We start from the raw sequence: 26045 nt of genomic DNA, 5'->3' as shown, positions 1-26045 counted from the left end.
GTGGGAAAGTTGAGAGAGTAGGCGGGCGATGCGGATATTGTTGATAGAAGACGAGAGGGAGCTGGCCGAGGCGCTGTCGGCAGCGCTCGGCAAACATGGGATCGTCACCGACCACACGATGCATCTGGCCGATGCCGTCGAGCTGACGCGGCAGAACCTCTATGACGCGATCCTGCTCGACCGGCGCCTGCCCGATGGAGAGGGGTTGAGCTTCATTCCGCAGCTGAGGCGGACGGGCAAGGACACGCCGATCATCGTGCTGACGGCGCTGAATGAGCCGAAGGAGCGGGTGCAAGGGCTCGATCTCGGCTCCGACGACTATCTCGGCAAGCCGTTTCTGGTGGAGGAACTGATGGCGCGGCTGAGAGCCGTGCTGCGGCGGCCGCCGAACCTTGCCGAACTCAAGATCACCGCCGGGCGGATGGTGATCGATCCCTTACATCTCAGCGTAACCATCGATGACGCGCCGCTCGATCTGCCCCGACGCGAGCTGCTGGTGCTGGCGGCTCTTGCCAAGCGCAAGGAGAAGACCGTGCTGCGCGCGACGCTCGAGGCGGCCGTCTACAACTACGAAGAGGAAATCCAGTCAAACGCGCTCGATGCGCACATTTCGCGGCTGCGCAGGCGGCTTGCCGAGGCTGGCGCCGAGGTTTCGATCCACAATATCCGCGGCGTCGGCTATCTCCTGAAGGAAGAATGATGGGCGAAAAATGCAAGCCTAACCCTTCGCTCTGGTGGCGGCTCAGCTGGCAGCTCAGCCTGGTCTTCGTCGGCGTGGTGACGGCTGTCACCATCGGGCTCTGCTTCTACGGCGCAACGATCGTCTCTCCGAACGTCGCGCTGGAGGACCAGATCACCGGCGTGCTGGCGTCGGCGGTTGGGATCGATGCCGAGGGACGGCTCGAAATAAGGGATACGCCGGAGCTCGATGCCTTCAAGCAGGAGTATGACGGGCTCTGGTATGTCGCGGCGACGACGAACGGTTCACTCGTATCCTACGGGACCATTCCTGCCGCCTACAACGAAGTTGCGCGTCTTACCTATCTGTTCGAAGGGGCCGATATCCGGGGATCGGCCGGCACGAGCGAGATCGCCTCGGTCGAAAACGTGGAGACCGGGATCGGCGAACTCAGGGTTCTGTTCGGCGGCGTTGCCGACAAGGGCTGGCCCGTCCTGACCCTTATGGGCGCGATTTATCCGATCTACGTCCCGCTGTTCGCCATCGCCTTGCCGGCGGTTTTTCTTGCCGTTCCCAGGATCGTCGGGCGCGGCCTTGCCAGCGTTAGCGAGGTTGCCCGCAAGGCCTCGGAAATCGACGCTCGCCGCTACGATGCGCGCCTGCCGCTCGACGGCATTCCGAGGGAGGTCGCGCCGCTGGTGATCGCCTTCAACGAGGCGCTCGACCGGCTGGAGAACGAGTACCGCAAACGGCAACACTTCCTGATCGATGCGGCGCACGAGCTGAGGACGCCGATCGCGATCATGCAGACCCGGATCGACGCAACGCCGGAAGGGCAGGATCGCCGGCGATTGCTCGACGACGTCGCGCGGCTGGCGGAGACGGCCGAACAGCTGCTCGATTTCGAGCGCAACGACCAGGCGACCGATCTCCATGAGATGGTCGATCTCGTCGAGATTGCCCGCTCCGTCGTTGCCGACCTCGCGCCGCTGGCGATCGGCGCCGGCTACCAGATCTCGTTTCAGAGCGAGGTCGAGAGCCTGAAGCGCAAGGGCAGCCCCTCGGCGCTGCCGCGGGCGGTGAGCAACCTCGTGCGCAATGCCATCGACCATGGCGGCGGGAGCGGCATGATCACCGTCTCCGTGTCGGCCTCCGGCGGCGGTCGGATCAGCGTCGCCGACGAGGGGCCGGGGATTCCGGCCGAGCACCGCGAACTGGTGTTCGAACCGTTCTATCGCGTCACTCCGAAGAGCACGGGGGCGGGGCTCGGCCTCAGCCTCGTCAAGCAGATCGCCGCAAACCATGGCGGCGAAGTCAGCATCGAGAGCGGCGACGCCGGCACCGAGGTGACGATCCGGCTTTGATGATGCGGGTTGCTTCCGGCAGCCGACGCTGCCGGAAACGATGTAATGCTGCGGCAATTCTCGGCCGCCACTTTTGCCTGAACTAGAGCGCCGCGCGTCCGACAGACGCGCTAAGGACGCTCTAGCACTATAAACTGCGCATAATCCTTTCCGAAATCGATCTCGATTTCGGGGTTATGCGCTATCGGCGATGGAGGCCAGACAGAGTGCGCAGCAATCCATTCACTTCATCCTTTTCAAAGCGGATTTCCAAGTTTTTATCCCTTGCCCTGCCGCTGGCGCTTGCGGCGGCTGCGGCCGGGTGCAGCACGGTGCCGCTGAAGCAAGCGGGCACGCTTTCTTCCTATTCCAATCTCGGCCCGCCCAAGGGCAAGCTTCAGAAATCGCGCATCTATGTCGACGGAGCGGGACTTGCGCCGGCGAAGACGGTCGTCATCGCGCCGACGACCTTTGCCTTCAGCGCCGCGACCCGGATCAAATCGCCTGATGATCGGACGATGGTGTCGAATGCGCTCGACCGGGCGCTCTGCATCTCGCTCAGCGATAAATACCGGATAGTGGCACCGGGCGAGCCCGCCGACCTGACGATCCGCTCAGTGGTCACCGACATCGTGCCGACCAACAAGGCAATGGCCGGTGTTTCCACGGTCGTGACCGTCGGCAGTGGCTTCGCGTTGCCGGTCGGCGTGCCGCGGCTGCCGGCCGGTCTCGGCGGACTGGCGGTCGAAGCGGAGGCCGTCGACAGCGGTGGCGTGCAGCGGGCGGCGATCGTCTGGTCGCGCGGGGCAAACTCGCTGCAAAACACGCCGCGCGTTTCCGAAGTGGGCGACGCCTATGGCCTTGCCTCGAAGTTCAGCAGCGAATTTTCCCGCATGCTGATCGCACGCAAGGAGCCGAAGGGGCTGGACCTTTCACTTCCTTCCGGCCAGCGGATGAAATCCTGGCTCGGCGGAAAACCGAAATACGCCGCCTGCGATGCCTTCGGCCGCGAGCCGGGGCTGATTGGCGCGGTCGCCGGCAAATACGGCGCGCCGCCGCAATGGACGGAGAAGAGGCCGAAACCGGCCGCCATTTACCAACCGAAAGCTCAGCCCTGACCCCGAGGAAGTGGTGCCGTCACTCCGGGAGCGACTCATCCCGAAGTGGATCATTGCAGGAGTGCCTCACTCCTGCAGCGAACCACTCCCGGAGTGAAGTAGTCCCTAAAGTGCTTCACTCCTGGGCTGACGGGACGGACGGGGTAAAGGCCGGCAAGCCTTGCTCCGTCCGTCCTTGCTATTGAGGAGGTCACCGTGGCGCTGATACGCAGCAAAAAAGCCCCGCATGTTCATGCGAGGCTTCCTTCCGGGCCAGGGACTGGATATTACCGGCACTGGCGGCGCGGGCCGTAGTTCGGCTGGTAGGTGTTGTCGTAGGCGCGGTACGACCGATAGCGAGCATAGCAATATTCGGCGTGCGAGCTGTAGCCGGTGGAACGGTAGGCGCGCGGCTGCGAGGCGATGATGCCGCCGATCAGGGCGCCTGCCGCCAAGCCTCCGATGATGGCGCCGGTATTGTCATGATGGTAGCGGTGACCATAGCGCCGGCCATAGCGGTCGCCGCGATAGTAGTCTCGGTCCCGATAATAGCTGCGGTCGCGGTAGTGGTGGCGTTTGCGGTACCAGTCGTCATTGTTACCAAACTGGCCAGGGCAGTTCGTGAAGTTATTGCAGCCGACGGTGATGATCCTGGCCTCGCCACCTCCGGGGACCGGCTGCGCGGCCGCCTGCTGCGCCGGGCTCGGCACAAAGACGGGACCTGCCGACGCCGGCATTCCGGAGAAGGCCGTCGCTATCGACAGGGCAATGATGGCGAATCTGTTCATTTCACTCACCTTGGGTCAATGGAAGTATCGAGGGTATAACGCTGGGGAAGGCAATTGGTTTCATTTTGGGATGAGGAGGAGCAATCTATGTGCGTGTTTGCTAACGTAAGAGATAGCTTGGCCTCCGGCGGTGGCGTCCTGCCGGAGATTGGGAGGATGCTGTTCGAGCGTGTGGCGGATTGTGTTCTCAGGCTCGTTTGCCGCCGGCCAGCAATCGAAGCTGGGTCTCGTCATGCACACCTTGCCGATAAAGCTCGATGATCAGAGCGCCGAGACGGGCGGCTTTCTCTTCCGATCGGTTAATCTGGAGTTCTTGACACAACGCTTCATGGACACGCCTGCATACATCAAGGTCTTCGGATGCGAGCGGTTCGTCACGCGTGCTGAACAGCTTGTCTGACATCGCAATCTGCCCTTTCCGATGCCGTGAATCGCTATCGATGGCAAAAAGATAATTTCGCGATCTTGGCTCTGCAAGATGGGCGAACGTCTGATGTTCAAAAACAAATCGGGGCGCGCGCGCACGCACGCCCGGAAAGATGCGAGCGAGCGCGGCGCCGATCTGTGTCAGGCCGATGGGCGCGGCGTGACAGATCTCGCCAGCGTGGGATCTACCTGGGCGCGGGATCCTTGTCGCTTTGCTTCGACAGGCGCAGTTCTTTCAGCCGCTTGGTTTTCTCCCGGCGGGCCCGCTGCTCCGCCTCGATGGTTTCCTTGGCGGCGCGCTCGGTGTTTTCGAAACGATCCTGCCGGTAAGCCTTTGATGAGGGTTCACGTTCTCTTTTCATGGCCGCTAAACGCAAATCGGCGAAAACGGTTTCATGCGAAATGCGTAACCGGCCATCAATCGACCGGCCTGATCGGGCGGCGCTCGTTTGTTGCAGTCGGCCGACGATGATTTCGCCGCGCACTCATTCCGACTGCCGGGCGCCTGATCGGCGCCCGGCGGATTGATCGGTCAGCCCTTGATGAAGGCGAGGATGTCGGGATTGATGACGTCGGCATGCGTGGTGCACATGCCGTGGGGAAATTTCTCGTAGACCTTCAGCGTGGCGTTCTGCAGCAGCTTGGACGAGAGCAGGGCGGAGTCGGCGATCGGCACGATCTGATCATCGTCGCCGTGCATGACCAGAGTCGGCACGGTGATGATCTTCAGGTCTTCGGTGAAGTCGGTTTCCGAAAAGGCCTTGATGCCGTCGTAATGGGCCTTGGCGCCGCCGATCATGCCTTGGCGCCACCAATTGTCGATGACTGGCTCCGACACCTTCGCACCCGGCCGGTTGAAGCTGTAGAACGGGCCGGCCGGCAGGTCACGGTAGAATTGCGAACGATTGGCGGCGAGCTGCCTGCGCAGGTCGTCGAAGACCTCGATCGGCAGGCCGCCGGGATTGGCATCCGTTTTCAGCATGATCGGCGGCACGGCGCCAATGATGACGAGCTTGGCGACGCGGCCCTGCGGCTGGCCATGGCGGGCGACATAGTGGGTCGCTTCACCACCGCCGGTGGAGTGGCCGATATGGACGGCGTTCCTGAGATCGAGATGCTCGACGACGGCTGCGGCGTCGGCGGCGTAATGATCCATGTCGTGGCCGTCGCCTACCTGGGTGGAGCGGCCATGGCCGCGCCGGTCGTGGGCGACGACCCGGTAGCCCTTGTCGAGGAAGAACAGCATCTGGGCGTCCCAGTCGTCGGAGCAGAGCGGCCAGCCGTGATGGAACATGATCGGCTGGGCAGTCTTCGGCCCCCAATCCTTGTAGAAGATTTCGACGCCGTCCTTGGTGGTGACTGTGCTCATCTTTTAACTCCGTTAATGGGTTGGATTGATGCGATCAGAAGTCTGCGTCGTTGCCGGCGAGATTGACAAGGCCATAGGCACGGCTGCGCGGGGCGAGGTTCGTATATGTCGATGATCTCATCAAGCTGCTCTTTGTATTCAATTGACATAACAGAATTTTGTATTGGAGCAGGATTCACGGGCAGGGGTATTTTTAGTCGATGCGTCACGGATGCGGAGCGGAGTTGCGGCGTTCATCGCTCAGGATGAGGACGGATGACGCCCTCACTTGAACGCTTGTCGACGCCCAACCATCTAATCCACAACAGCACAATGGCGAACCGTCGCAACGGCGACGGCTTCGCCGGCGGCGGACGGCCGTTACTGCCGTCTGAGGGTCACATCATGGGTTACATGGACAAGGATATTGCGCCTCAGAGCTTGTGAAGCTTTTGAATCCGGCGCGTTTTTGGCCGATCTTGGCTGGCCGATGCAGTCGAGCGTCAGGCGATTGCGCGCTGCGTTCGGATGGTCGCGTGTTGGTGTCTGGGTGGTGACAGTGGCTCAGCCCTTGGCAAGCCGATGGCCTTGCAAGATATTGTTGGTGAGTGCGTAGCAGAGCACGACGGCCTGGACCTTTTCGATGCCGCGCACCGTCAATTGTCGCAGATTCCAGTTGCGCCAGCGGGCATGGACGCATTCGCAGATCGATCGGGGTTTGTACTGAGCCTTGCCCGCCTCGCTTGCCATGCGGGCCCGCCAGGCCGACACACCCGGACCGTCGCCGCGGCGCGGCAAGAAGGGATCGGTTCCGTGCTTGGACTGAGTGGGCGGACAAAAGACCTCAACCCCTTCGCCGTGCGCCCACTCGATATCTTCAGCGCTGCCAAAGCCGCCATCGGCGAGATAGCGCCGCGGCAGATGGCCGCTTAGCGCGCGCAACCGCTCCAGCATCGGCCGCATGAGGCCGCGATCGGAGCCGGCATTGGTCACCTCGAGCCCGACCACGAACTGCTCACCGGCCGTGCTCGCAACCTGCACATTATAACCCGGGCGGAAGCCGCCGTCGGCCATCTTCATCACCCGCGCCTGTGCATCCGTGCTGGAGGCGCGCGGCTCCTTCGGCTTTTTGCCATTGCCGCGCTTTTCTTCGCGCGCCTGGCGATGGCGCTCGATCTCGTCAAGAGCGACCTGGGCTGCTCTGAGCCGCTCGCCGCGCTCGCGCGCCGCCCGCTCCCTGGCCGCCTCGATGCGCCGAGTGCTGGCATCCGAACGCGCATCGACCTCGTGCTTGAGCTGATCCACAACCGCCTCGGCAATGGAAAGATGCCGATCAAGCGTCGCTTTGCGGCCGAACGAGGCCGCACCCGCGCTTGCCCGGACCCGCACGCCATCCTGCGCCAGACAATCGAGAGTGACGAGGCCGGCACCGGCAAGCGCCGCCAGATGCTCGGCAAGCAGCCGGTCGAGCAAATCGGCGCAACCAACCCGAAAATCCGACAGTGTGTGATAGTTCACCGAGACACCGCCGCACAGCCAGCGATAGACGTCGTGGCTCCCGCACTGCCGTTCCAGCGCCCGCGCGCTGCCGACGCCGTCGCTGCTGGCATAGAGCCACAGCGCCAGCAAAAGCCGTGGCGAAATCGGTGGATGGCCTGGCCGGTGCTCACGCGCCTTGATCCGATCTTCGAGCGTGCTCAGATCCAGTCCCTCGACATAGTTCCAAATGACCCGCACCGCATGATCCTGGCCGATCAAGCTGTCGATATCGACGGCACGCAACTCGATCTGATCGCGCACCGGCTCACGCATGCGCGCCGCTCCGCGTCCCACCTGAGCACTTCGCCGCGCTCCATGCACCGGCAATCCTTCGAACAGGTCGTCGCCCACCATCATCCCCCAAGCAAATCAACGACCCAACAGAATCACAATCCAATCGCCTCCGCTACCAAACATTCACAGGCTCTCAGAATGACGGGGCGTTGATCGATGCCTATTCGCAATCGATCGCAGCGGCAGTCGACGCTGTCGGGCCGGCCGTCAGCCGGATCGAGAGGGTGGGTGGCCGGCAGGGGCACGGGTCGGGCTTCGCCGTCTCGCCCGACGGCCTGATCATCACCAACAGCCATGTCGTTGACGACGCCAAGGTCGTTCGCATCACCACGCCCGACGGGTTCGTTACCGAGGGCCGCGTGCTCGGCCGGGATGTCGATACCGACATCGCCCTCATTCGCGCCAATACAAGCACCGGCGCTTGGGCCAAGCTCGGAGACTCCCAGCGCCTGCGCCGGGGTCATATCGCCATCGCGATCGGAAACCCGCTCGGTTTCGAATGGACCGTCACCGCCGGCATCGTCTCGGCGCTCGGCCGGTCGATGCGGGCAGCCAGCGGCCGGCTGATGGAGGATGTCATCCAGACCGATGCGGCGCTCAATCCCGGCAACTCGGGCGGGCCGCTGGTGTCTTCAAACGGGGAGGTGATCGGCGTCAACACCGCGGTCATCCAGGGCGCGCAGAGCATCGCCTTTGCGGTGGCCTCGAATACCGCCAATTTCGTCGTGTCGGAGATTCTCCGCTACGGTCAGGTCAGGCGCGCCTTCATCGGCATTTCTGGCGATACGATTGTGCTGCCGCGCCGGGTGGCGCTTGCAGCGGGCACGGTGCAGACGACCTCCGTCCGCATCCGCCGCGTCGAGCCGGAGGGACCGGCGGCAAAGGGAGGGCTGCAGGAGGGCGACTATCTTCTCGCGATCGACGGCAGCCCGGTCGGCGGCGTCGATGATATCGTCCGATCGATGGATGGCAGCAGGATCGGCAAGGAGACGGAGATTCTGGTGTTTTCGGTGGCCGGCAAGATCGAGAAGAAGATATTGCTGCCAACGCCGCGGTTATAAGCCGATGCAGATTCCGTAAGATACCGTAAGCGCACGCGGCATTTCCGTTTGTGCTCGTGCCCCCGATGATCGACCGGACGGATCGGAATTGCCGCTATTTCCGCCCGCGGACCAGCCGGGCGGGTGCTTACCGAGATGGCGGATACGAGCACTACGGCTGACGGCACCCACCGATGCGGCCGTGGCGATGAAGGCATGACGCGACGTCAGGCGCTGACTGCGTCCTGCTCCGTCCCTGCAAAATCGACGGCCGCAAAGGCTGCCGCCAGCACTTCCGGCCCGGCGCCGCTTTTGGCTGCATCGGTCGAGAGGATCTGGCGGTAGCGCCTGGCGCCGGGCAGGCCTGTGAAGAGGCCGACCATGTGGCGGGCGACGTGCTGCAGCCGGCCGCCGCCAGCGATGTGGCGCTCGGCATAGGCCATCATCCGGTCACGCAGGCTTTCCCAGTCCGGCTCCCCAGCGGGGGCGCCGAAGAAGCGCTGGTCGACCTCGGCAAGGATCGCGGCATTCTGGTAGGCGGCGCGACCGAGCATGACGCCGTCGACATGTTCGAGATGGGCGGCGGCTTCATCAAGCGTGCGGATGCCGCCGTTGATGCCGATGAAGACATTGGGCCAGCGCTGTTTCATCCGGTAGACAATCTCGTAGTCCAGCGGCGGGATTTCCCGGTTTTCCTTGGGGCTCAGGCCCTTCAGCCAAGCTTTGCGGGCATGGATCCAGATCGCGTCGGCGCCGGCATCGAGAACTTGGGTGATGAGTTCCGGCAGCGCCTGTTCCGGCTCCTGCTCGTCAACGCCGATACGGCATTTCACGGTCACCGGCACGGTCGCCACCCTCTTCATCGCCGCGATGCATTCGGCCACCGTCTCCGGCGTCAACATCAGGCAGGCGCCGAAGGTGCCCGACTGCACCCGGTCGGAAGGGCAGCCGACATTGAGGTTGATTTCGTCGTAGCCGTAGGCTTCTGCGATCTTCACCGCCTCGGCAAGCTTGGCCGGATCCGATCCGCCGAGCTGCAGGGCCAGCGGATGTTCCGCTGCGTCATGGCCGAGCAGCCGGTCGCGCGGACCGTGGATGATCGCATCGGCCACCACCATCTCGGTATAAAGCAGCGCCTGCCGGCTGATCTGGCGATGGAAATAACGGCAATGCCGATCCGTCCAGTCGATCATCGGGGCGACCGCGAAAATCGGGCTCTTTTGCGTCATCGACGTTCCATAATTCGTTGTTCTCTGGGGGCCGCAAGGGCGCCGCACCGCCGCGGGGCGGTATCACTAAGCGCGCATATAACACTTGCCGGTGCTATCGACAAATGACGGCCGCAAACAGAAACGGCGCCCCTTGCGGAGCGCCGTTCATGCCGCCGAAGCGGAAAGTCTGACTTACGAAGCCGAGATGTTGACGGCCTTCGGGCCTTTGCCCATGCGGTCCGGCTCGGTGTCGAAGGTAACCTGCTGGCCTTCGCGCAGCGACTGGATGCCAGAAGCCTGCAGCGCAGAGATGTGGACGAAAACGTCCTTTGCGCCGCCGTCCGGCGTGATGAAACCAAAACCCTTGTCCTGGTTGAAGAATTTTACGGTGCCCTTGGTGGCCATTGGGATCGTCCTTTTCCCTTAGTCTGTGTAGTATCCGCGCCCCCGAGAGGAAGCGGACGGCTTTAGCTTTCGCCCCGATCGATTGGGACGAAGGGTCAGTCGGAGAAGTCACGTACGGGGAAAGAACGTCTACGTAGGCGGGTAGTCCCGCGCCGCCTTCCAAACGGAAGGGATTACCACATCAGTCCAGTCACCGGCATGCAAATGCCCGAGTAGGTGAATTGGTGCCAGCTTTTCGGGCAAAAAGCAAGCGGGATTCTTTTGGCATGCTCGCATCGATGGCAGGAAATGCCGAAGATTCAGATACTTGACGGAGAGTTAGCGGTTCCTTGTATTGATGTGTCATAGCGGGAATGCGTGCCGAAACGGGATGAAAGGCAGATTCGGCGGCCGGTGCGGATTGCGTCGTGGGCGGCGCCTGCTGCGTCGGTACACCAATCAGCCCTCATCGTGAGGTGCGGAAGCCGAAGGCTGAAGCCTCGAAGGACCGGGGCTGCCACCGGGGCCATTGCCTTCGATTCTGGAGGCGGGGCATGCGAAATGTATCGGAAGTTTCCACGCCCGCCCTCGTGGTTCCTCCTCACCATGAGGGCTGATCTTGAGGCCATGGCCATTGCTTATTGTGCATCACCCAGCAACGCGCTCAGGCTCCATGGATTATCTCCCTTCTGATTGGCGATATCGTCGACTTTCCAGCCACCTTGCTGCCGCACCAGGGTGTAGAAGAGCGTTACCTCTTCGCCGTTTTCGAACTGCACCTCCACTTCGGCCTTGTCATCCAGCAAGATCGGCTGGCCAATCCTGACATCGCTTGCCTTACCGTCCTGGCCCGCAATGACGGGATCGAAGTCGATCGCGCCGACATCGCCCTCAGGCGTGTTGTCGAGGTCGGCCTGGAGGAGTTCGTTCAGATGGTCGGAGAAAAAGATCGAATAAGGCGAGGGCGCCTCGGCATCGCTGTTGTCGGTGTTGTAACTGTAGAGCGCCTTGAGCAACGCTTTCGGCGTCTTGTAGGTCTCGGCCGATGCGGGCAAGGCTGCGAGTGCTGAGACGGCAAGGGCCAGGATGAATGTGGGCAGGCGCATGCGGGCTCTCCTCGGACGGGAGGAAATCATAACCGAAACCGGTGTCGAGGTGGAGGTGCATTTTGGAAAAGGCCGGCCGCGCAAGCGCCAGGAAGTTCGGCCGAGGTAGTCAGGCGGGAAGTCCCACCTTTTTGTCGAGATCGCCGGTGACGCATCTTACGTCCACCGGCGATCATATTGCGATTAGATCAACGCCTCATGCGACAGGCTCGAAAAGGACGGCTCGAAGACGTCCTTCACGGTGATCGTGAAGTCGTGGCTGGTGGCATTTCCAGCCGCGTCATAGGCTTCAGCGGTGAAGGTCAGGCTATGGTTGCTTTCGAAGTCGATCGCTGCCTTGGTCTGGATCTTGTTGCCGACGAGCTTGAAGATGCCGTCCGCATCATCTGTCAGCCGCCACTTCACCGCCCCGCCTTCCGGATCGACGGCCGAGAGAAGGCCGACCGAGGTGCCGATCGCGACGTTCTCGGAGATCGAACTGCGTGAGAAGGAAAGCTTTATCGGCGCCTGGTTGACCGGCGCTTCGTTGACGTCGAGGACGTTGATCGTGATGTCCTTTTCCACAGTGACCTTGCCGTCGGAGACGGCGACCTTGATCGTGTAGGACTTGTCCGTCTCGTAGTCCAATGCCTTTGACGTTACGATACGGTTGCCGTTGATCCGGAAGTGATCGTCCGCTCCGTCGATGAGCTTGTAGGTAAGCTTGTCGCCATCGGCATCCTTGGCGCTCAGCAGGCCGACCGTAGTCCAGATCGGGGTGTCCTCGGAGAGGGCGGTTTTCGAGAGCTGGATGTTGGTCGGTGCGGTATTGCTGCCGTCGAGCGTGAAAGTTTCCGTGGCGAAGTTGTAGACGCCATCGGCAAAACGGGCGAATTCGACGTCTGTCAGCGTATCCGTCCCTTCCGCGGCGCTCGTCAGGATGTGATCGCCGTTGTTCGATGCGAAGGAATAATTGGCGAAATTGCCTGAGAAGACCGCAGTGTCGATGCCGGCACCGCCGTTAATGGCGTCGTTGCCTGCGCCGCCGGTCAGTTTGTCGTTGCCGGCCTCGCCATTGATGATGTCGTTGCCGCCATTGCCGTCGAAAATGTCGTTGCCGTCGGTGCCAAAAAACTCGTCGTCGCCGCCACCGGTCTTGACGTCAATGCCGGAGGCATAGCCGTGGATGAAAGATCCCCGATCTCCCAACTCGTCGGAAAGATCGAGGTGGACACTGTCCGTCACTGCCAACGAGGGGTTAAAATTAGGGAACGGATCGGTTGACCAGACGATCTTGTCAAAGCTTTCGAACTGCGCGCTTGACCCTGCAACCCAAGAGCCCGCCGTTTCAAGGATTTCGATGTTCTTAATCGTCAGGCCCTGGAGCGACGGGGCTTGCAGCGTATCGATCCCGGCACCGCCATCGATCGTTCCGGAATTCAGTGAAGAAAATGTATCCACCGTTATGGCGTCGTCGCCGTCGCCCGCATCGATGTTAAAGACCGCAGGGGTAAAGCTGAAGCGGTCATCATCGGAGATCGTATCGTTGCCCGTGCCGCCTCTGATGACGTCATTTCCGACGTCGCCCCAAAGCATGTCATTGCCGTCCCCGCCATTCAGCGTGTCATTACCAACTCCACCCTGGATCAGATCGTTTCCGGCGCCGCCGTTCAGCGTGTCTGCGCCGTCACCGCCATTGATGTTGTCGTTGCCTGCGCCCGTCGTGATCGTGTTGTCGCCGCTCGAGCCGGTCACATTTGCGGAAACCGAGCTGAGTTCGTCGGCCAGATCTGCCAGGCCGGAATCGGAGACAACGAGGGTGACAGGTGCGGAAGGGTTGGCTGCGGAGTCGCGGATGACGTCATACGCTTCGAACTCGGCGCCGGTCTTCGTGACTGTGGCGCCGTTGGTGTCCAGTATATTCAAGGCCATATTTAAAATTACCCCCAATAGATGCGTTGTACTTTGCAATATGGAAATCCGCGGAAGAACTGTTTAATTGGTTCGGCGGAAGACAACCCCACGGGGATCTATGCCAATAAATCGTGATGTTTTCAATGAAAAATTGTGATTTTTTATTGGTTTTTTAACGAAAAAATAAGGCTGAAATACTGGGGAAGGACTTTGAATTTGCAAACCAAAAGTGGTATTTTAGTCTTTTAATTCATACCCCTTCCTATGCGGTCATAAGCTCGCGGTATAAGCGTGGAAAAACTGGATTCGTCTGGCGTTGCTTTGGCATTGCCGTCGGCGCGCCGTCCGCCCAATCACGGGCTTGATGCTTGCCTGTTCGGGGCCGCCCTCGGCGAGGCGTCTCATGCCAGCTCGATGAGCCCCGCCTCGGTGGGTTGAAATCCGCAGGCCCGGTAAAAGCCGGTCAGGTGCGGTTCGAAATCGACATGCAGCCACTCAGCGCCGCGCTCCCGCGCAACCCTCGTGGCTTCCCTGACCAGCCGCGTCGCAATCCCCTGCCGGCGCAGGTCGGGATGAACCGAGGTGTCGAGAATGAAGGCATGAATGCCGCCATCCCAGGCGACGTTGACGAAGCCGACCAGCGTGTCGTCGTGATAGGCACAGATATGGGCGAGGCTGCGGGGCAGGATGCGGGAGAAATCCGGCGCTTCCGGCGTGCTCCAGGCTGCTGACCAGAGGGCGTTGAGTTGGGCGGGCGAGGGGAAGGGGTCGATGCGGAGTTCGGGCATAGGTAGTTTCCGATTCGGTTGTCGCGTCGCTTGCCGGACGTGTTTTTCTGACAATTCCGCTTGCTTCGCAATGAGATCGATTTGATGGGGCAGGCCTCCTCCCGGCCTGGATGTGAGGCCGCCCACTTCTCATCCTTCATTTCTGTGTCCTAATGGCCGCGAAGTGGCATTCCTGAACGGTCACAACTGACGCTTCGTTGACGACGTCTCCGCCGAGAACATAATCGGAACATCTAATATTCCATCGACAGGAAGCACGATGTGCGGACGCATCTTCGTCAAAACTTCGCTTGAAGAATTGATCGGCAATTTCGCCTTTGCAGTGAAGGGCGGGGATATCGACGGGCTGGGAAATCGCTTTCCCCGCTGGAATGGGGCGCCGTCGCAAGATTATCCTATTATCATCAGGGATATCGTGCGCGAACCCGATACTTCGGGGCCTGTATTCGTTACCGCGCGCTGGGGTCTGATGCCTTCCTGGGCGAAACCCGGCGGCCGGCCGCCGCCGGTCAACGTTCGATGCGAGGGGATCAGCGGCAACGGCATGTTCCGCTCTGCCTACCGGTCGCGTCGCTGCCTCATTCCGATCAATGGCTTCTTCGAATGGAAAGACATTCACGGGACCGGCAAGAACAAGCAGCCCTATGCCATCGCCATGAAGGACGGCTCGCCTTTTGCGCTCGCCGGCATCTGGGAGACGTGGACGGACGAGAAGGGCGTGTCTATCCGCAACTTCGCCGTCGTCACCTGCGAGCCGAACGAGATGATGGCGGAGATCCATGACCGCATGCCCGTCATCCTGCATCGCGCCGATTACGAGAGATGGCTTTCAGCCGAACCGGACCCGAACGATTTGATGCAACCTTTCCCCTCCGAACTGATGTCGATGTGGAAGATCGGCCGGGACGTCGGCTCTCCGAAGAACGACAGGCCGGAGATCATCGAAGAGGTCGAAGACGATCCGGCACCGACGCTGATCTAAAGAGCAATTCCGGACGTGCGGCGGTTTTGCCGGAATTGCTCTGATTTCACCGGCTCGGGCGGAGCCACTCACAAACCATGCGGCAGAGACATCCTCATGAGGAGAGGAAACGCATGCAAGACGATATCGGAACGCTCCTAAGGTCGTTCCTCAACAATGCCCTTCGCAAACAGCCGCAGCGTCGCATCCGGGATTTCGGCGGCTATGAGGTCGGCAAGCGCCGAAAGCTCCAAGTCATCGAGCCGATCGCCCGGGATACGGCGGAATTTCTCTGCACCTATCTCCGCATTACGTTGCGGGGCGAACCGGTGGGCAGGGAAGGTGTTGCCTCCACCGTCGCCGCAGCCTTGAAGAATGTCTCCGATGAGGTCGCATACAAGCTGACGTGGCACAGCGACGAGGCATGGGAGGCTGTTTGCAACTCGGTCGCGGAGTTTCTGGAAGGCTGCCTGCAGATCGAGCCGAAACCCTATGATGGCTCGCTGACGGCGCAATCGGACTATAACGGCTGGAAGAGCTGGGAGATGGTCATCAGCGGCGAGACGCCGAGGGGAAGATGGCGTCACTCCTGGAAGGAAAAGCCCGGCGACGATTTCATCGGCTTCTATGGCGATGTCTGCATGGGGCGGATCTTCAAGATCGATCTGACCGGGTCAGACGAGCGCTGGTACTGGCTGATCGCAGCCGACGGCAGCCCTCGACGCGGATGGCCGGCGGCGGGGTTCGAGGCGAGCGCCAGGAGTGCAGCCTGTCGGGTGGAGCGGATTTATTTTGCGCTGGCGGCGGGGACGGGGAGGACGGGGTGTGGGTGAGTGGGCGGAGGTGCGTGCCGGCTTGAGGAGGCCCGCCTCTGTCGGCCGAAAACGGCGGGCGCGGTAGATAGGGCATGTGCGGCTCGAAATCGACATGCAGCTATTTGGCGCCACGCTCGCGGGCAATTTTCGTCGCTTCCCTGACCAGCTATTTGGCGATGCCTTGTGGGCGCATATAGGGCTGAGCGCGGGGGTCGAGAATGAAGGCATGAATGCCGCCATTCCAGGCGACGTTGACGAAGCCGACGAGGCTGCCGTCGTGATAGGCGCCGACATGGGCGAGGCTGCGGGGCAGGATTCGGGAGAAGTCAGGCGCGGTGGGGCGGTGTTCCAGGCGGCGGACAGAGTGTGGTGAGTTCGGCGGGCGAGGGGAAGGGGGCAATGCGGAGGTCTGGCATGGGTGGCGGCTCCTTCCTTCATGCTGGCGGTGTGTCGGCTGGCACGATAGGCCCTGGTGAGCGTCCTGATATCACCTAAACCTGCCCCCATATTTTCCGCAGCGGCGTTCCAAGGCATTCAGCCATTTTCCGATCCTGTTCCTCGGTGGTATCGCCGATGCCTGGATTGTGGGCCTCGAGAGCAAAGCGGCCGAACGCGGCGGGCCAGATATACCGCAAGTCGTTCAATGATACGGTGGCGCCGCAGCAAGGGGCCACGGTGTTGAGGTCTTTAAACCCACCGGCGGAAGCCGCCTCCATGGCCTCTCCCCACCATTCCTCGGCATCTGCGCCGCAGGCGCTGCACTCCACGCCGGACCAGTTTTCGCCGGGATCGTAGAACCTGATCTCATTCTCGAAGCTCGCTTTCACTTCATCCGCCCCGGGGATGATTGTTTCCAATAAGGAGACTGCTTTGTTTGCGTTTTCCGGGGAGGGTTGCCAAGACGGGTCGGCTGGGACGTAGCGTAGAATGGTGTCGGACATTGTTGGTTCCGTTGCGGATGAACTGAGGTGTTGAGGATGAAGGTTTGAGTACCGCTATCTCATGCGACGTTGATGAAGCCGATGAGCGTGTCGTGGTAGGCGCCGATATGGGCGAGGCTGCGGAATAGGATGGGGTGAAGTCGCGCGGTTATGAAGTGGGTTGTAATTTCCTCAAAATCTAAGTTACGCAGCGCTCTACTGTCGCAAGTTAAAGAGGCTCGGATCAGGTTGATTAAGGTCGTCTTTCCGGTGCATTCAATCCAATAATAAAATTTATACTTTGGTCGAATTTCACGCTAATATTCTGTTGTCCTAAAAAACCACGAATATCAATTGATTCTAGGTATTTTGAGCTCATTTCAATTCTCCAGTTATAGCAATTTAATGCGCCCACGGTATTCGTGCAACGTTTTTTAATCACCCGCAAGAATTGCTGATTTTCTATTTGAGTTTGCGCGTACCATCGACAAAGAGGCCTCAGGTGCCCTTGGATTTGGCGTTTCTGATTTCTCGGGGCTAAGTTCCTACCGCCCCGGCCGCCCAGTCTTCCCCTTCGTCCGCCCCTTGTGCTTCTGCTCGCCCGGGTCCTCATAACTCCCCACGCCCGTCTTCCCGCGCACGACCGGCCGCACGTCATCGCGGTCCGGCTGTCCCTCCAGCAGCGGTGAAAACCGCTTCGTCCCCTTGGCGGCATCCGGCTTCTCCGGCACCTGTCCGATGACCGGCTTTTCCGTTCGGCCGACTGTCATTTCGTCGAGGTCGTTTTTGCGGAACAGGCTCTTCCTGGCGGGTTCGGCGATGTCGCGGCCCATGTCGTCGAGGCTGGGGAGGGTGAAGTAGGAGGCTTGCGTCTCGGGTGCCGGCTTGGATCCTCGGGTCAAGCCCGAGGATGACGGAGGAGCGGAGGAGCCGCGCGCTTTTCCTTCCATCACCTTCGCTTCCTCGCGCGCCATCGGGTCGTCCATGGCGGCGAGTTCCACGGCCTTGAGGCGTTTGATTTCGTCGCGGAGGCGGGCGGCTTTTTCGAAGTCGAGGTCGGCGGCGGCGTCGCGCATGCTCTTTTCGAGCGCGTTGAGATGGGTCTGCAGGTTGTTGCCGACGAGGTTGCCGCCATCGGCGAAGCCCTTGCCGGAGACGCCCGAAATATCGGCGCGGACGTGGTCGCGTTCGTAGACGCTGTCGAGGATGTCGGAGATCCTGGCTTTCACCGATTCCGGGGTGATGCCGTGCTCCTGGTTGTAGATCATCTGCTTTTCGCGGCGGCGGCCGGTTTCTTCCATCGCCCGCTTCATCGAGCCGGTGACCTGGTCGGCATAGAGGATGACCTTGCCGTCGACGTTGCGCGCCGCACGGCCGATCGTCTGGATCAGCGATGTCTCGGAGCGGAGAAAACCTTCCTTGTCGGCGTCGAGGATGGCGACGAAGCCGCATTCGGGAATGTCGAGGCCCTCGCGCAGAAGGTTGATGCCGACGAGCACGTCGAAGGCGCCGAGGCGGAGATCGCGGAGGATCTCGATACGCTCCAGCGTGTCGATGTCGGAATGCATGTAGCGCACCCGCACGCCCTGCTCATGCAGATATTCGGTCAAGTCCTCGGCCATGCGCTTGGTCAGCACGGTGCAAAGGGTGCGATAGCCCTTGGCGGCGGTTTCGCGGATCTCGCCGAGCACGTCGTCGACCTGGGTGCGGGCCGAGCGGACCTCGACCGGTGGGTCGATCAGGCCGGTGGGTCGGATCACCTGTTCGGCAAAGACGCCGCCTGACTGTTCCATCTCCCAGCCGCCGGGGGTGGCCGAAACGGCGATGGTGTCGGGGCGCATGGCGTCCCATTCCTCGAAGCGCAGCGGCCGGTTGTCCATGCAGGAGGGCAGGCGGAAGCCGTATTCGGCGAGTGTCGCCTTGCGCCTGAAGTCGCCCCGGTACATGCCGCCGATCTGCGGCACGGTGACATGGCTTTCGTCGATGAAGACCAGGGCGTTGTCGGGGATATATTCGAACAGGGTCGGTGGCGGATCGCCGGGGTCACGGCCGGTGAGATAACGCGAATAGTTCTCGATGCCCTGGCACGAGCCGGTGGCTTCGAGCATTTCGATATCGTAGCGGGTGCGCTGCTCCAGGCGCTGGGCTTCCAGCAGGCGACCGGCCTTCTCCAGTTCGGCCAAGCGAAGCCTGAGCTCCTCCTTGATCGATTTGATGGCGCCGTTCAGCGTTGGGCGCGGGGTGACATAGTGCGAATTGGCGTAGATCTTCACCGATTTGAGGTCGCCGACCTTCTGGCCGGTCAGCGGATCGAACTCGGTGATGGCGTCGATCTCGTCACCGAACATCGAGATGCGCCAGGCGGCATCCTCCAGGTGGGCCGGGAAGAGTTCGATCGTATCGCCGCGCACGCGGAAGGAGCCTCTCACGAAATCCATGTCGCGGCGCTTGTATTGCTGGGCGACGAGGTCGGCCAGCAGCTGGCGCTGGTCGAGCCGGTCGCCGACCGACATCTGGAAGGTCATCGCCGTATAGGTCTCGACCGAGCCGATACCGTAGATACAAGAGACCGAGGCGACGATGATGCAGTCGTCGCGTTCGAGCAGCGAGCGCGTCGCCGAGTGGCGCATGCGGTCGATCTGCTCGTTGATCGAGCTTTCCTTCTCGATATAGGTGTCGGAGCGCGGCACATAGGCTTCCGGCTGGTAATAATCGTAGTAGGAAACGAAATATTCCACCGCATTGTCGGGGAAGAAATTCTTGAATTCAGAATAGAGCTGGGCGGCCAGCGTCTTGTTCGGCGCCAGGATGACGGCCGGGCGCTGCGTCGCCTCGATCACCTTGGCCATGGTGAAGGTCTTGCCGGAGCCGGTGACGCCGAGCAGCACCTGGCTTCGGTCGCCGTTCTCCAGCCCCTCGACGAGGTCGCGGATGGCAGTCGGTTGGTCGCCGGCGGGCTCATAATCCGATTTCATCAGAATACGGATGCCACCTTCCGATTTGTCGGGTCGGGCAGGGCGGTGCGGCGTCCAGATCTTGCCGTTCTTGTGCAGCGGATTGCCGCTCTCGATCAGCGCCGACAGCGCCTCGACCGTGGCGGTGACGGCGGTGCCGGCCTGCAGCGATGACGCCTCCTCCAGCGTCGTATTCATACCGGCGACGGGATTGAGGCCGGCGGCGGCGCGCGTCTTCGGGTCGGTCGAGCCGCCCATCGAGGTGCCGCGCGCCGATTTCGAGGCAGCGATTTCGACCTTCTTGCGGTGCTTGCCGGCCTTGGAGGCGATCTGGCGCTGAGTCTCGACGCCCGACGCTTCGGCATCGGCCTCTAGCTGCTTCACCCAGTCCGCGACGGAGCCGGAGAGGGGGGCTCCCTCGAAGGACGACTGCGGGGCTTCCTCGAAGCCATTCGGGGCGGGAGATTTCTTCGGAGATTTGGCCATGGCGGGAATATGGAGAGAGTCAGCGCGAAAGGGAAGAGGTAAAGAGTACAAAAGGGAAACGAACTGTTTGTTCGGATTGGGTGAATAGTTTTGGCGCGGAACGCACGCGGGAAACGCCACAATCAGGTTCTCTCGAACGGGCAGCGACCGAATAAACAAAAGTCTGTGGTTGAAGGTCGGTCCGTCTCCCGTATTGCGGGCGGTGATGCTACAGCTGCTGCGGGAATTGGGGACCATTCATGAAAAAGATGATTATCGCATTCGCGGCGACCGCTGCACTGGCCAGTTGCGCCAAACGTCCTGACGCCATCGTGCAGGTCGATATTCCGATGGCGGCTTATACGAACCTCAGCTGCGAAGCTCTCGCTGGCGAACTCAAGAGAGAGCGGGCCAAGCTGGACGACTTGTCGAAGCAGCAGATCAGTGCGGCGAACGGCGATGCCTTCGGCGTCTTTCTCGTCGGCGTCCCGATCGGCAGCGTTGCCGGGGGAGATAAGGAAGGCGAAATTGCTGCGTCAAAAGGCAAGGTTTCCGCAATGCAGTCCGCTGGTATGAGCAAGGGCTGCAAGTTGCCCGCCTAACAGCGGGCGGCGCCGCGGCTCCATTGCCAGGACACGTGGGGGACGTGGCGCCGCTAGGTCGGCGCACCCGCCTCGTCCTTCGAGGCCCCTGTGGGGCACCTCAGGATGAGGCTCTCTTGGGTTCTGGCGGTCATCTCAAGGTCTCTCTTGAGTGCCGCGGCATCCCCGACGTTCCTCATCCTGAGGTGTGCAGCCCATCGGGCGGAGCCTCGAAGGACGCGCGCAACGCTGCTTCTTGCATCCTTCCGCGGCGCACGGCCTTTCCAACAGTGACGCCACCGGACGCATACTGGAACCGAGATCGGCCTTCGGCAGTTAATCCTGGTCAATTCAGCTTCAGGTGCGACTGCCATTAGCGACCATTCCGCCTTCTGGAAAAAAACGATCTCGATCGATCTTGATGCCGGCGAACGGCTGGTTCTCCGCTCACCGCAGGATGCGCTTTATGCACTCGTCTCCGACTGGCCGATCCATGAGGGCGTCCATCAGAAGAGAGCCATCGATTTCTGCCGTGCCTGGCTTGCGGGCCGCATGCCGGCCGAGACCGTGCGACAGGCCTTTATCCTCGCGGCGCTGGAAGCCGGCGTGGCGATCGCCGATGATGAGCGTGGGACCGCAAGCTCCGTTTCGAACCCGCCGGTATAAGTCGAGCGGCGTAGCGATATCCACGGTCACGCAGTCACATGCGCAGGGTCAATAAGTTGATTTTCGTGTATTGAAAATATTGTTCCCGCTGTGTTTGTAGGAATGCGCAGCGTTTATACGCTCCGATTCTTGGAGATCCAACTGAATGAGAATAAAAGTCCTTGCTTGCGCTGCCCTGCTGATGCTGGCCGGCTGCAACGCCCCTGTGTCGCAATCCGTTGCAGATTCCCAGCGTCCGCCCTCGAATGACGTCCGGCAGAACTTCGTCAACATCGTGTTCAAGAGAAGTTATAGACACGAAGCGGGAGAAGTGGTTTGGGCCCGGATTTCGAGCGTGGTGCTGCTTGATCCTGAGAAGAAGATCTATGCTTACTGTGTACGCGTGGTGCCCAAGCACAGCTGGGGAGACTGGGCCTATCTCGGCGTCTCCTTCACGGATAGCCAAATCCTAGGCGCGACGGCGAACGATAATCGCTGCAAAGACAAGCGGCTGCGCTACTATCCGTTTCCTGAGATGAATGGCATGAAGACCTGACGAGAGGCGAGGGGCTTCGGAAGCGCCGCCCACCGGTCCAATTGGGAGAAGGGCTGTTTTACGGCGAGGCTATGCCTGGATTTTAGAAGCGACAGCGGAGGCAGCCATGCGGCACGGTTGCATCCGCCATTGCTGCAATGATGCCAAGCAGGGCCGGCACAGCAAAGGCAAAGCTCTCAAACCGGGCCGACCATTATCGCTCCCTCAGTGTCATTGCCTCGAGCAGACGATCAGGTTCCGCGCAGCCTCAGAACCGCCGAAGATCGCAACGGTCGCTGCCATGTGGAAACATATCCGCATGATCACGCCTCAGAAAACGGACGCTCGCGAATCCGCCGCAGCCGGCGCTCTGCAACACCAGGCGAGGACGACAATCGTTCCGATGGGAATCAACAGCGCAATAAGCTGGAACCAGCCGCTGCGGTTGATGTCGTGAAGTCGGCGGGTGGCCATGGCGATTGACGGGAGGAACACCGCCAGCGACCAAATTCCGCCCAATGCTCCGGTTGGCTCGATGAGGTAGAAAGCGATGTCGACGAGAACGACGAAGAGCGTCGAAAACCAGAATTCCGATCGGCTCGCTCTGCCGGTGAAATCCACATATTTCCGGAAAAAGCTGCTGATCGCCTGGCCGAAACCCATTGCCTGCGGCAGGTCCCCGAAACGGTTCGGCCCGGCCGCCGGTTTTCTGAAAGCGAGGATTAACCCCACGCTGAGCGGGACCAGGATGATCAACCAGTGAAACAGAGAAAAACTACCCATAAGATACCCCGAGGATTTAAACGGTCTCACGATAAGCAAGGTTCGTTTCGGGAAGATTAATCGGCTTGCAGCCCGATGCGCTGAGCAATCAGAGCGTGAGAAATTACGGTTGCCCGGTGGGATGATGCTTCGAAGACGGCCGTGGCGCCGGCAATTGTTCAGCGCTTGATCAACACGCTCGCCCGCACCGGCTGTTCGATGCCTTTCAGCGCAAGCACGCGGGTTTCGGCACCTGCCGCGAGGTCGGGAGCCTTCGCGGCGGTTTCCGCCGAGATGAGGATCTCGCCCGCCGCCGCTTGGGATTCCAGCCTGGCGGCCTGATTGACGACACCGCCGATTGCGGTGAAATCGCTGCGGAAGCTGGAGAATTCGCCGATCTGCACCTCGCCGGAATGGATGCCGACGCCGACGCCGAGGGTGCGGCCGGGCAGGGCCTCGAGCGGCAGGCCGTTCAGCGCGGCGGCGCAGTTTCGCTGGATCTCTTGCGCGGCCCTAATCGCCGCGGCTGCGTGATCCTTGCTGACGATCGGGAAATTGAAGATCGCCATCAGGCCATCGCCCATCTGCTTGTTTACGATGCCGTCATGCGCCCAGATCGCCTGGGCGCAGCGATCCTGGAAGAGGCTGACGATCTCGCTCAGCTGTACCGCCTCGATGCGCTCGGACAGATCGGTGAATCCCCTGATATCGGCAAACAGGATGGTGGCGTCGACAGTGATCTGGCGCTGCTTTTTGACATATTGGAAGGAACGTTCGCAGATCGTGCAGATATCGGGGTTCATCTTGCTGCGGGTGATGCCGAAGGCGCGGAAGGGCAAAGCGAGCGGGCCGCCGATCGGGATCGGCATATGCATCTGGTCCCAGCAGCCGCGGCAGATCCTGGCGCTGCCGTGGCTGGCCGACTCCCCGTAAGTGGATTCTGTCGTCATATCGCGCAATCCGTCCACACTGGCCGCCACCAACCTTCCGTCAGTCCGGGGATTTTGGCAACTTCCATTTGGCTCGGATCACCTCGCGGGGCCGTTGCTGCAGACGGACGGCGGCGAGAATGCGGTCACACTTGTTACTCCCACTGTTCGAATTCCGCTGCGAAACTATGTCCGACCAATGCGCGAAGAACCGCGGTTCGATGAAGAGACGCGGAATTCGCCCCGATAAGGAGATTGAAGCGATGACTGCAACAGCCGAGAATGGAACGGGCGGACAGTCCATGCAGAAACCGGCGGTGGTATCGCCGGAGGCGTGGGAGGCGGCCCGCAAGCAGCTTCTGGTGAAGGAAAAGGCCCATACCCGTGCCCGCGATGCGCTGGCCGCCGAGCGGCGGCGCATGCCTTGGGTGGTCGTGGAAAAGAATTATGTCTTAGAAGGGCCTGAGGGAAGGGTGAGCCTGCTCGAGCTGTTTGCAGGCCGGCACCAGTTGATCGTCTACCGCGCCTTCTACGAGCCGGGCGTTTTCGGCTGGCCCGAACATGCCTGCCGCGGCTGCTCGATGGTCGCCGATCAGGTCGCCCATGTCGCCCATTTGAACGCCCGCGACACGACGCTGGTCTTCGCCTCGCGCGCGCCGCAAGCCGATATTGCCCGGCTGAAAGCGCGAATGGGCTGGACGATGCCGTGGGTGACGATCACCGACAGCTTCGACAAGGATTTCGGGGTCGACGAGTGGCACGGCACCAACGTGTTCTACCGCGACGGCGAGCGCATCTTCCGCACCTATTTCATCAACAACCGCGGCGACGAGCAGATGGGCGGCACCTGGAACTATCTCGACATCACCCCGCTCGGCCGCCAGGAAGTCTGGGAGGATTCGCCGGAGGGTTATCCCCAGACCACGACCTACAAGTGGTGGAATTGGAACGACGCCTATGTCGCCGACGCTGAGCCCGACAAGAAGTGGGTCGAGGTATCCGATGCCGGCGAGGCGGCGTTCCGGGCCGAGAGTGCAAACGAGAAATCGTGAGCCGTGCCGTCGATCGATCTGCCCGGCACACCGATCAGCCACCTGTCATTGCCTCAGTTGCCTTTTCCGCTGCAGGCCATGCATAGTGACCGGCGACGTGGAGGGGGCGATGACCAGATTGCATGCGCTGGTTTTGATGATGCTTCTCGCGCCCGTTGCGGCGCATGCCGAACGGCGCTGCGGCTGGCTGGACAATCCCTCGACCGCCAATTGGTCGCTCATGGATGCCGGCGGCGGCTGGACCATTATGGAGAATGGCAGCGGCTACAAGGCAGAGGGAATGGACAAGATCCCGGACCTGACGGCCGGCGAATACGTCTACACCCATGCCACGCACGGCTATGCCTGCGCCTGCATGGACGTCGACACGGACGGCGAGGGTGGGATCAGCCGCATTCGTTCCGTGCGACAATTGCCACTCTCACGGTGCCGGAACGACGCCGCGATCGGCTGGTTCCTACGCAAAGACGAGTGAGGGCAGCTGGCCTGCCGAAGTCGGCTCAAATCCACTTTCTTCCCGCTGCGGCACGCGCCTCAGTCGGAACACCTGTCAAAAGTCGTTCCGAGCCCGTTCTGGCAGGAACTTCTGCGTCTTCGGCATGTTCGGTGCGCAACGGCGGAATCGAGCGTCGGCGTCTGCGGTCATCAAAGAAATTCAATGCAGAGTGGAAACATTATGGCGCGAGCCGCGTTCTACCCGCTACCGGCATTGCGCGCGCCCGCTTTGACAGGGAGACTATTCATGAAGGTCATGATCGTTGAAGATGAGAATATCATCGCTCTGGAACTCGAACGCATCGCGCAAGAGGCCGGGCACCAGACGGTCGGGCCGGTTTCGACCATGGAGCAAGCTCTCGCCTATGCGCCGAAGAGCGATGTGGCGCTCGTTGATCTCAGCCTTTCCGACGGGCTGAGCGGCGCCCAGCTTGCGCGCCGGCTGATCGATCGCTTCGGCGTGGACGTCATTTTCGTGACCGGCAGTCCCGAGAGTGTCGGCAACGGTATCGCTGGAGCGCTCGACGTGATCGCCAAGCCTTTCACCGACGAAAGGATTGTCAGCGCGCTCTCGCGAGCCGAGGCGGCCCGACGCAAAGATTTTGACGGCAGCAGGGTAGCGATCTGATAAAAAGGAGATCGACGTCGTGCACGTCGCTGGACCCTTCCAGGGAGATCATCCGGATGAGGCACACACTCCTTGCCATTCTCTTCACGCTCACGGCCTGCGCCAGCGCGGAAGGCCCTCAACCTCTTTCGGGTAGTCTGACATACCGCGGAAAGGTCGTTCATTCACCCTATCGACCGGGGACTGTGGTCAAAAATACCTTTCTCGGCCAATTTGGTTATCGTGTATTCGAGACTTATGTGGTTCAGCTGGATGGCACGCTCAAGCTTACCTCCCAGAGCACAGGCCCGGATTTCCTCTGGCAATGAAGGAGGCTTCGGCTCCGGTCCCGCGTCGCAGGAACACCGCGGCGACGAGTTTCATCTTG

27 protein-coding genes and 2 pseudogenes are annotated in these 26045 nt (G+C 61.2%); 13 read left to right on the top strand and 16 right to left on the bottom strand.

Annotated elements, in window-relative coordinates; translation table 11 throughout:
- Nucleotides 1–28: 28 nt before the first annotated feature.
- From AMK05_RS13295 to AMK05_RS13285, 3 genes are all read left to right on the top strand, one after another.
- A complete protein-coding gene (locus AMK05_RS13295) occupies nucleotides 29–700 on the top strand; it encodes a response regulator transcription factor (protein WP_064839090.1) in 672 nt (223 codons plus the stop codon).
- Nucleotides 700–2043: a sensor histidine kinase gene (locus tag AMK05_RS13290; protein ID WP_064839088.1), complete on the top strand. Its 1344-nt coding sequence runs from the start codon at nucleotides 700–702 to the stop codon at nucleotides 2041–2043. The genes AMK05_RS13295 and AMK05_RS13290 overlap by 1 nt, the downstream gene beginning before the upstream one ends.
- A gap of 176 nt (nucleotides 2044–2219) precedes the next feature.
- On the top strand, nucleotides 2220–3140 hold the full coding sequence (locus AMK05_RS13285; RefSeq protein WP_064839085.1) for a DUF3313 domain-containing protein: 921 nt from the start codon (nucleotides 2220–2222) through the stop codon (nucleotides 3138–3140).
- Nucleotides 3141–3406: 266 nt separating this feature from the next.
- On the opposite strand, the gene AMK05_RS13280 is transcribed toward AMK05_RS13285, so the two are convergent.
- From AMK05_RS13280 to AMK05_RS13260, 5 genes are all read right to left on the bottom strand, one after another.
- Nucleotides 3407–3907 carry a BA14K family protein gene (locus tag AMK05_RS13280; protein WP_064839083.1) on the bottom strand — a complete coding sequence of 167 codons (501 nt, stop codon included), beginning with the start codon at nucleotides 3905–3907 and terminating at the stop codon, nucleotides 3407–3409.
- A gap of 187 nt (nucleotides 3908–4094) precedes the next feature.
- Nucleotides 4095–4310, bottom strand: a complete 216-nt coding sequence (locus AMK05_RS33305) for a hypothetical protein (protein ID WP_082935655.1) — start codon at nucleotides 4308–4310, stop codon at nucleotides 4095–4097.
- Nucleotides 4311–4518: 208 nt separating this feature from the next.
- On the bottom strand, nucleotides 4519–4818 hold the full coding sequence (locus tag AMK05_RS13270) for a hypothetical protein (RefSeq protein ID WP_171899725.1): 300 nt from the start codon (nucleotides 4816–4818) through the stop codon (nucleotides 4519–4521).
- 47 nt (nucleotides 4819–4865) lie between these two features.
- A complete protein-coding gene (locus AMK05_RS13265; protein ID WP_064839079.1) occupies nucleotides 4866–5702 on the bottom strand; it encodes an alpha/beta fold hydrolase in 837 nt (278 codons plus the stop codon).
- Between the two features lie 543 nt (nucleotides 5703–6245).
- The gene (locus tag AMK05_RS13260) at nucleotides 6246–7577 is read right to left on the bottom strand and encodes an IS1182 family transposase (RefSeq protein ID WP_082935607.1); all 1332 of its coding nucleotides are present in this window, start codon (nucleotides 7575–7577) and stop codon (nucleotides 6246–6248) included.
- A gap of 86 nt (nucleotides 7578–7663) precedes the next feature.
- On the opposite strand from AMK05_RS13260, the gene AMK05_RS13255 reads away from it, so the two are divergent.
- Nucleotides 7664–8575, top strand: coding sequence for a S1C family serine protease (locus AMK05_RS13255; protein ID WP_190237320.1), 912 nt, complete (start codon nucleotides 7664–7666; stop codon nucleotides 8573–8575).
- A 206-nt stretch (nucleotides 8576–8781) separates the two neighbouring features.
- On the opposite strand, the gene dusA is transcribed toward AMK05_RS13255, so the two are convergent.
- The 5 genes from dusA to AMK05_RS13230 form a co-directional block, all read right to left on the bottom strand.
- Nucleotides 8782–9783 carry a tRNA dihydrouridine(20/20a) synthase DusA gene (gene dusA / locus AMK05_RS13250; protein WP_064839075.1) on the bottom strand — a complete coding sequence of 334 codons (1002 nt, stop codon included), beginning with the start codon at nucleotides 9781–9783 and terminating at the stop codon, nucleotides 8782–8784.
- A 174-nt stretch (nucleotides 9784–9957) separates the two neighbouring features.
- Nucleotides 9958–10170 carry a cold-shock protein gene (locus tag AMK05_RS13245; protein ID WP_003540801.1) on the bottom strand — a complete coding sequence of 71 codons (213 nt, stop codon included), beginning with the start codon at nucleotides 10168–10170 and terminating at the stop codon, nucleotides 9958–9960.
- A 617-nt stretch (nucleotides 10171–10787) separates the two neighbouring features.
- Nucleotides 10788–11255, bottom strand: a complete 468-nt coding sequence (locus AMK05_RS13240) for a DUF3828 domain-containing protein (protein ID WP_064839073.1) — start codon at nucleotides 11253–11255, stop codon at nucleotides 10788–10790.
- Nucleotides 11256–11438: 183 nt separating this feature from the next.
- Nucleotides 11439–13166 (bottom strand): cadherin domain-containing protein, encoded by a 1728-nt coding sequence (locus AMK05_RS13235; RefSeq protein WP_064839071.1) that lies wholly within the window; start codon nucleotides 13164–13166, stop codon nucleotides 11439–11441.
- 383 nt (nucleotides 13167–13549) lie between these two features.
- Nucleotides 13550–13936: a GNAT family N-acetyltransferase gene (locus tag AMK05_RS13230; protein WP_064839069.1), complete on the bottom strand. Its 387-nt coding sequence runs from the start codon at nucleotides 13934–13936 to the stop codon at nucleotides 13550–13552.
- Between the two features lie 259 nt (nucleotides 13937–14195).
- On the opposite strand from AMK05_RS13230, the gene AMK05_RS13225 reads away from it, so the two are divergent.
- Both AMK05_RS13225 and AMK05_RS13220 read left to right on the top strand, forming a co-directional pair.
- Nucleotides 14196–14918, top strand: a complete 723-nt coding sequence (locus AMK05_RS13225; protein WP_064839066.1) for an SOS response-associated peptidase — start codon at nucleotides 14196–14198, stop codon at nucleotides 14916–14918.
- Nucleotides 14919–15031: 113 nt separating this feature from the next.
- Complete coding sequence (locus AMK05_RS13220; RefSeq protein WP_064839064.1) at nucleotides 15032–15730, top strand: hypothetical protein; 699 nt, start codon at nucleotides 15032–15034, stop codon at nucleotides 15728–15730.
- 15 nt (nucleotides 15731–15745) lie between these two features.
- Here the strand turns inward: AMK05_RS13220 and AMK05_RS36100 are convergent.
- The 4 genes and pseudogenes from AMK05_RS36100 to uvrB form a co-directional block, all read right to left on the bottom strand.
- Nucleotides 15746–16128 (bottom strand): annotated as a pseudogene (locus AMK05_RS36100) (GNAT family N-acetyltransferase); the annotation flags it as partial.
- Nucleotides 16129–16203: 75 nt separating this feature from the next.
- On the bottom strand, nucleotides 16204–16653 hold the full coding sequence (locus AMK05_RS13210) for a hypothetical protein (RefSeq protein ID WP_064839060.1): 450 nt from the start codon (nucleotides 16651–16653) through the stop codon (nucleotides 16204–16206).
- Nucleotides 16653–16787 (bottom strand): annotated as a pseudogene (locus tag AMK05_RS36205) (GNAT family N-acetyltransferase); the annotation flags it as partial. The pseudogene AMK05_RS36205 and the gene AMK05_RS13210, both read right to left, overlap by 1 nt.
- A gap of 390 nt (nucleotides 16788–17177) precedes the next feature.
- Nucleotides 17178–20072, bottom strand: coding sequence for an excinuclease ABC subunit UvrB (uvrB, locus tag AMK05_RS13205; RefSeq protein ID WP_064839057.1), 2895 nt, complete (start codon nucleotides 20070–20072; stop codon nucleotides 17178–17180).
- A gap of 239 nt (nucleotides 20073–20311) precedes the next feature.
- Between uvrB and AMK05_RS13200 the strand changes: the two genes are divergently transcribed.
- The 3 genes from AMK05_RS13200 (at nucleotide 20312) to AMK05_RS13190 (ending at nucleotide 21833) form a co-directional block, all read left to right on the top strand.
- Nucleotides 20312–20653, top strand: coding sequence for a hypothetical protein (locus AMK05_RS13200; protein ID WP_064839055.1), 342 nt, complete (start codon nucleotides 20312–20314; stop codon nucleotides 20651–20653).
- Between the two features lie 300 nt (nucleotides 20654–20953).
- Nucleotides 20954–21298 carry a DUF982 domain-containing protein gene (locus tag AMK05_RS33295; RefSeq protein ID WP_335723412.1) on the top strand — a complete coding sequence of 115 codons (345 nt, stop codon included), beginning with the start codon at nucleotides 20954–20956 and terminating at the stop codon, nucleotides 21296–21298.
- A 145-nt stretch (nucleotides 21299–21443) separates the two neighbouring features.
- Nucleotides 21444–21833, top strand: coding sequence for a hypothetical protein (locus AMK05_RS13190; protein WP_064839051.1), 390 nt, complete (start codon nucleotides 21444–21446; stop codon nucleotides 21831–21833).
- A 309-nt stretch (nucleotides 21834–22142) separates the two neighbouring features.
- Here the strand turns inward: AMK05_RS13190 and AMK05_RS13185 are convergent, their stop codons facing one another.
- Nucleotides 22143–22595, bottom strand: a complete 453-nt coding sequence (locus tag AMK05_RS13185) for a DUF805 domain-containing protein (RefSeq protein WP_064839049.1) — start codon at nucleotides 22593–22595, stop codon at nucleotides 22143–22145.
- 158 nt (nucleotides 22596–22753) lie between these two features.
- Nucleotides 22754–23524: an adenylate/guanylate cyclase domain-containing protein gene (locus AMK05_RS13180; protein WP_064839046.1), complete on the bottom strand. Its 771-nt coding sequence runs from the start codon at nucleotides 23522–23524 to the stop codon at nucleotides 22754–22756.
- Between the two features lie 242 nt (nucleotides 23525–23766).
- Between AMK05_RS13180 and AMK05_RS13175 the strand changes: the two genes are divergently transcribed.
- The 4 genes from AMK05_RS13175 (at nucleotide 23767) to AMK05_RS13160 (ending at nucleotide 25986) form a co-directional block, all read left to right on the top strand.
- Complete coding sequence (locus tag AMK05_RS13175) at nucleotides 23767–24555, top strand: DUF899 domain-containing protein (protein ID WP_064841363.1); 789 nt, start codon at nucleotides 23767–23769, stop codon at nucleotides 24553–24555.
- Between the two features lie 109 nt (nucleotides 24556–24664).
- Nucleotides 24665–25030, top strand: coding sequence for a DUF4087 domain-containing protein (locus tag AMK05_RS13170; protein WP_064839044.1), 366 nt, complete (start codon nucleotides 24665–24667; stop codon nucleotides 25028–25030).
- Between the two features lie 267 nt (nucleotides 25031–25297).
- A complete protein-coding gene (locus AMK05_RS13165; protein WP_064839041.1) occupies nucleotides 25298–25678 on the top strand; it encodes a response regulator in 381 nt (126 codons plus the stop codon).
- Between the two features lie 56 nt (nucleotides 25679–25734).
- Nucleotides 25735–25986: a hypothetical protein gene (locus tag AMK05_RS13160; RefSeq protein WP_064839039.1), complete on the top strand. Its 252-nt coding sequence runs from the start codon at nucleotides 25735–25737 to the stop codon at nucleotides 25984–25986.
- Nucleotides 25987–26045: the final 59 nt, after the last annotated feature.

Source organism: Rhizobium sp. N324 (assembly GCF_001664485.1).
Lineage (GTDB): Bacteria > Pseudomonadota > Alphaproteobacteria > Rhizobiales > Rhizobiaceae > Rhizobium.
This window is presented reverse-complemented; position numbering and strand designations above follow the sequence as displayed.

Excerpts from the sequence above, each read along its gene's own strand:
- AMK05_RS13295 (WP_064839090.1), top strand. The coding sequence starts at position 29 with ATGCGGATATTGTTGATAGAAGACGAGAGGGAGCTGGCCGAGGCGCTG.
- AMK05_RS13290 (WP_064839088.1), top strand. The coding sequence starts at position 700 with ATGGGCGAAAAATGCAAGCCTAACCCTTCGCTCTGGTGGCGGCTCAGC.
- AMK05_RS13285 (WP_064839085.1), top strand. The coding sequence starts at position 2,220 with ATGCGCTATCGGCGATGGAGGCCAGACAGAGTGCGCAGCAATCCATTC.
- AMK05_RS13280 (WP_064839083.1), bottom strand. The coding sequence starts at position 3,907 with ATGAACAGATTCGCCATCATTGCCCTGTCGATAGCGACGGCCTTCTCC.
- AMK05_RS33305 (WP_082935655.1), bottom strand. The coding sequence starts at position 4,310 with ATGTCAGACAAGCTGTTCAGCACGCGTGACGAACCGCTCGCATCCGAA.
- AMK05_RS13265 (WP_064839079.1), bottom strand. The coding sequence starts at position 5,702 with ATGAGCACAGTCACCACCAAGGACGGCGTCGAAATCTTCTACAAGGAT.
- AMK05_RS13260 (WP_082935607.1), bottom strand. The coding sequence starts at position 7,577 with ATGATGGTGGGCGACGACCTGTTCGAAGGATTGCCGGTGCATGGAGCG.
- dusA (WP_064839075.1), bottom strand. The coding sequence starts at position 9,783 with ATGACGCAAAAGAGCCCGATTTTCGCGGTCGCCCCGATGATCGACTGG.
- AMK05_RS13245 (WP_003540801.1), bottom strand. The coding sequence starts at position 10,170 with ATGGCCACCAAGGGCACCGTAAAATTCTTCAACCAGGACAAGGGTTTT.
- AMK05_RS13240 (WP_064839073.1), bottom strand. The coding sequence starts at position 11,255 with ATGCGCCTGCCCACATTCATCCTGGCCCTTGCCGTCTCAGCACTCGCA.
- AMK05_RS13235 (WP_064839071.1), bottom strand. The coding sequence starts at position 13,166 with ATGGCCTTGAATATACTGGACACCAACGGCGCCACAGTCACGAAGACC.
- AMK05_RS13230 (WP_064839069.1), bottom strand. The coding sequence starts at position 13,936 with ATGCCCGAACTCCGCATCGACCCCTTCCCCTCGCCCGCCCAACTCAAC.
- AMK05_RS13225 (WP_064839066.1), top strand. The coding sequence starts at position 14,196 with ATGTGCGGACGCATCTTCGTCAAAACTTCGCTTGAAGAATTGATCGGC.
- AMK05_RS13220 (WP_064839064.1), top strand. The coding sequence starts at position 15,032 with ATGCAAGACGATATCGGAACGCTCCTAAGGTCGTTCCTCAACAATGCC.
- AMK05_RS13210 (WP_064839060.1), bottom strand. The coding sequence starts at position 16,653 with ATGTCCGACACCATTCTACGCTACGTCCCAGCCGACCCGTCTTGGCAA.
- uvrB (WP_064839057.1), bottom strand. The coding sequence starts at position 20,072 with ATGGCCAAATCTCCGAAGAAATCTCCCGCCCCGAATGGCTTCGAGGAA.
- AMK05_RS13200 (WP_064839055.1), top strand. The coding sequence starts at position 20,312 with ATGAAAAAGATGATTATCGCATTCGCGGCGACCGCTGCACTGGCCAGT.
- AMK05_RS13190 (WP_064839051.1), top strand. The coding sequence starts at position 21,444 with ATGAGAATAAAAGTCCTTGCTTGCGCTGCCCTGCTGATGCTGGCCGGC.
- AMK05_RS13185 (WP_064839049.1), bottom strand. The coding sequence starts at position 22,595 with ATGGGTAGTTTTTCTCTGTTTCACTGGTTGATCATCCTGGTCCCGCTC.
- AMK05_RS13180 (WP_064839046.1), bottom strand. The coding sequence starts at position 23,524 with ATGACGACAGAATCCACTTACGGGGAGTCGGCCAGCCACGGCAGCGCC.
- AMK05_RS13175 (WP_064841363.1), top strand. The coding sequence starts at position 23,767 with ATGACTGCAACAGCCGAGAATGGAACGGGCGGACAGTCCATGCAGAAA.
- AMK05_RS13170 (WP_064839044.1), top strand. The coding sequence starts at position 24,665 with ATGACCAGATTGCATGCGCTGGTTTTGATGATGCTTCTCGCGCCCGTT.
- AMK05_RS13165 (WP_064839041.1), top strand. The coding sequence starts at position 25,298 with ATGAAGGTCATGATCGTTGAAGATGAGAATATCATCGCTCTGGAACTC.
- AMK05_RS13160 (WP_064839039.1), top strand. The coding sequence starts at position 25,735 with ATGAGGCACACACTCCTTGCCATTCTCTTCACGCTCACGGCCTGCGCC.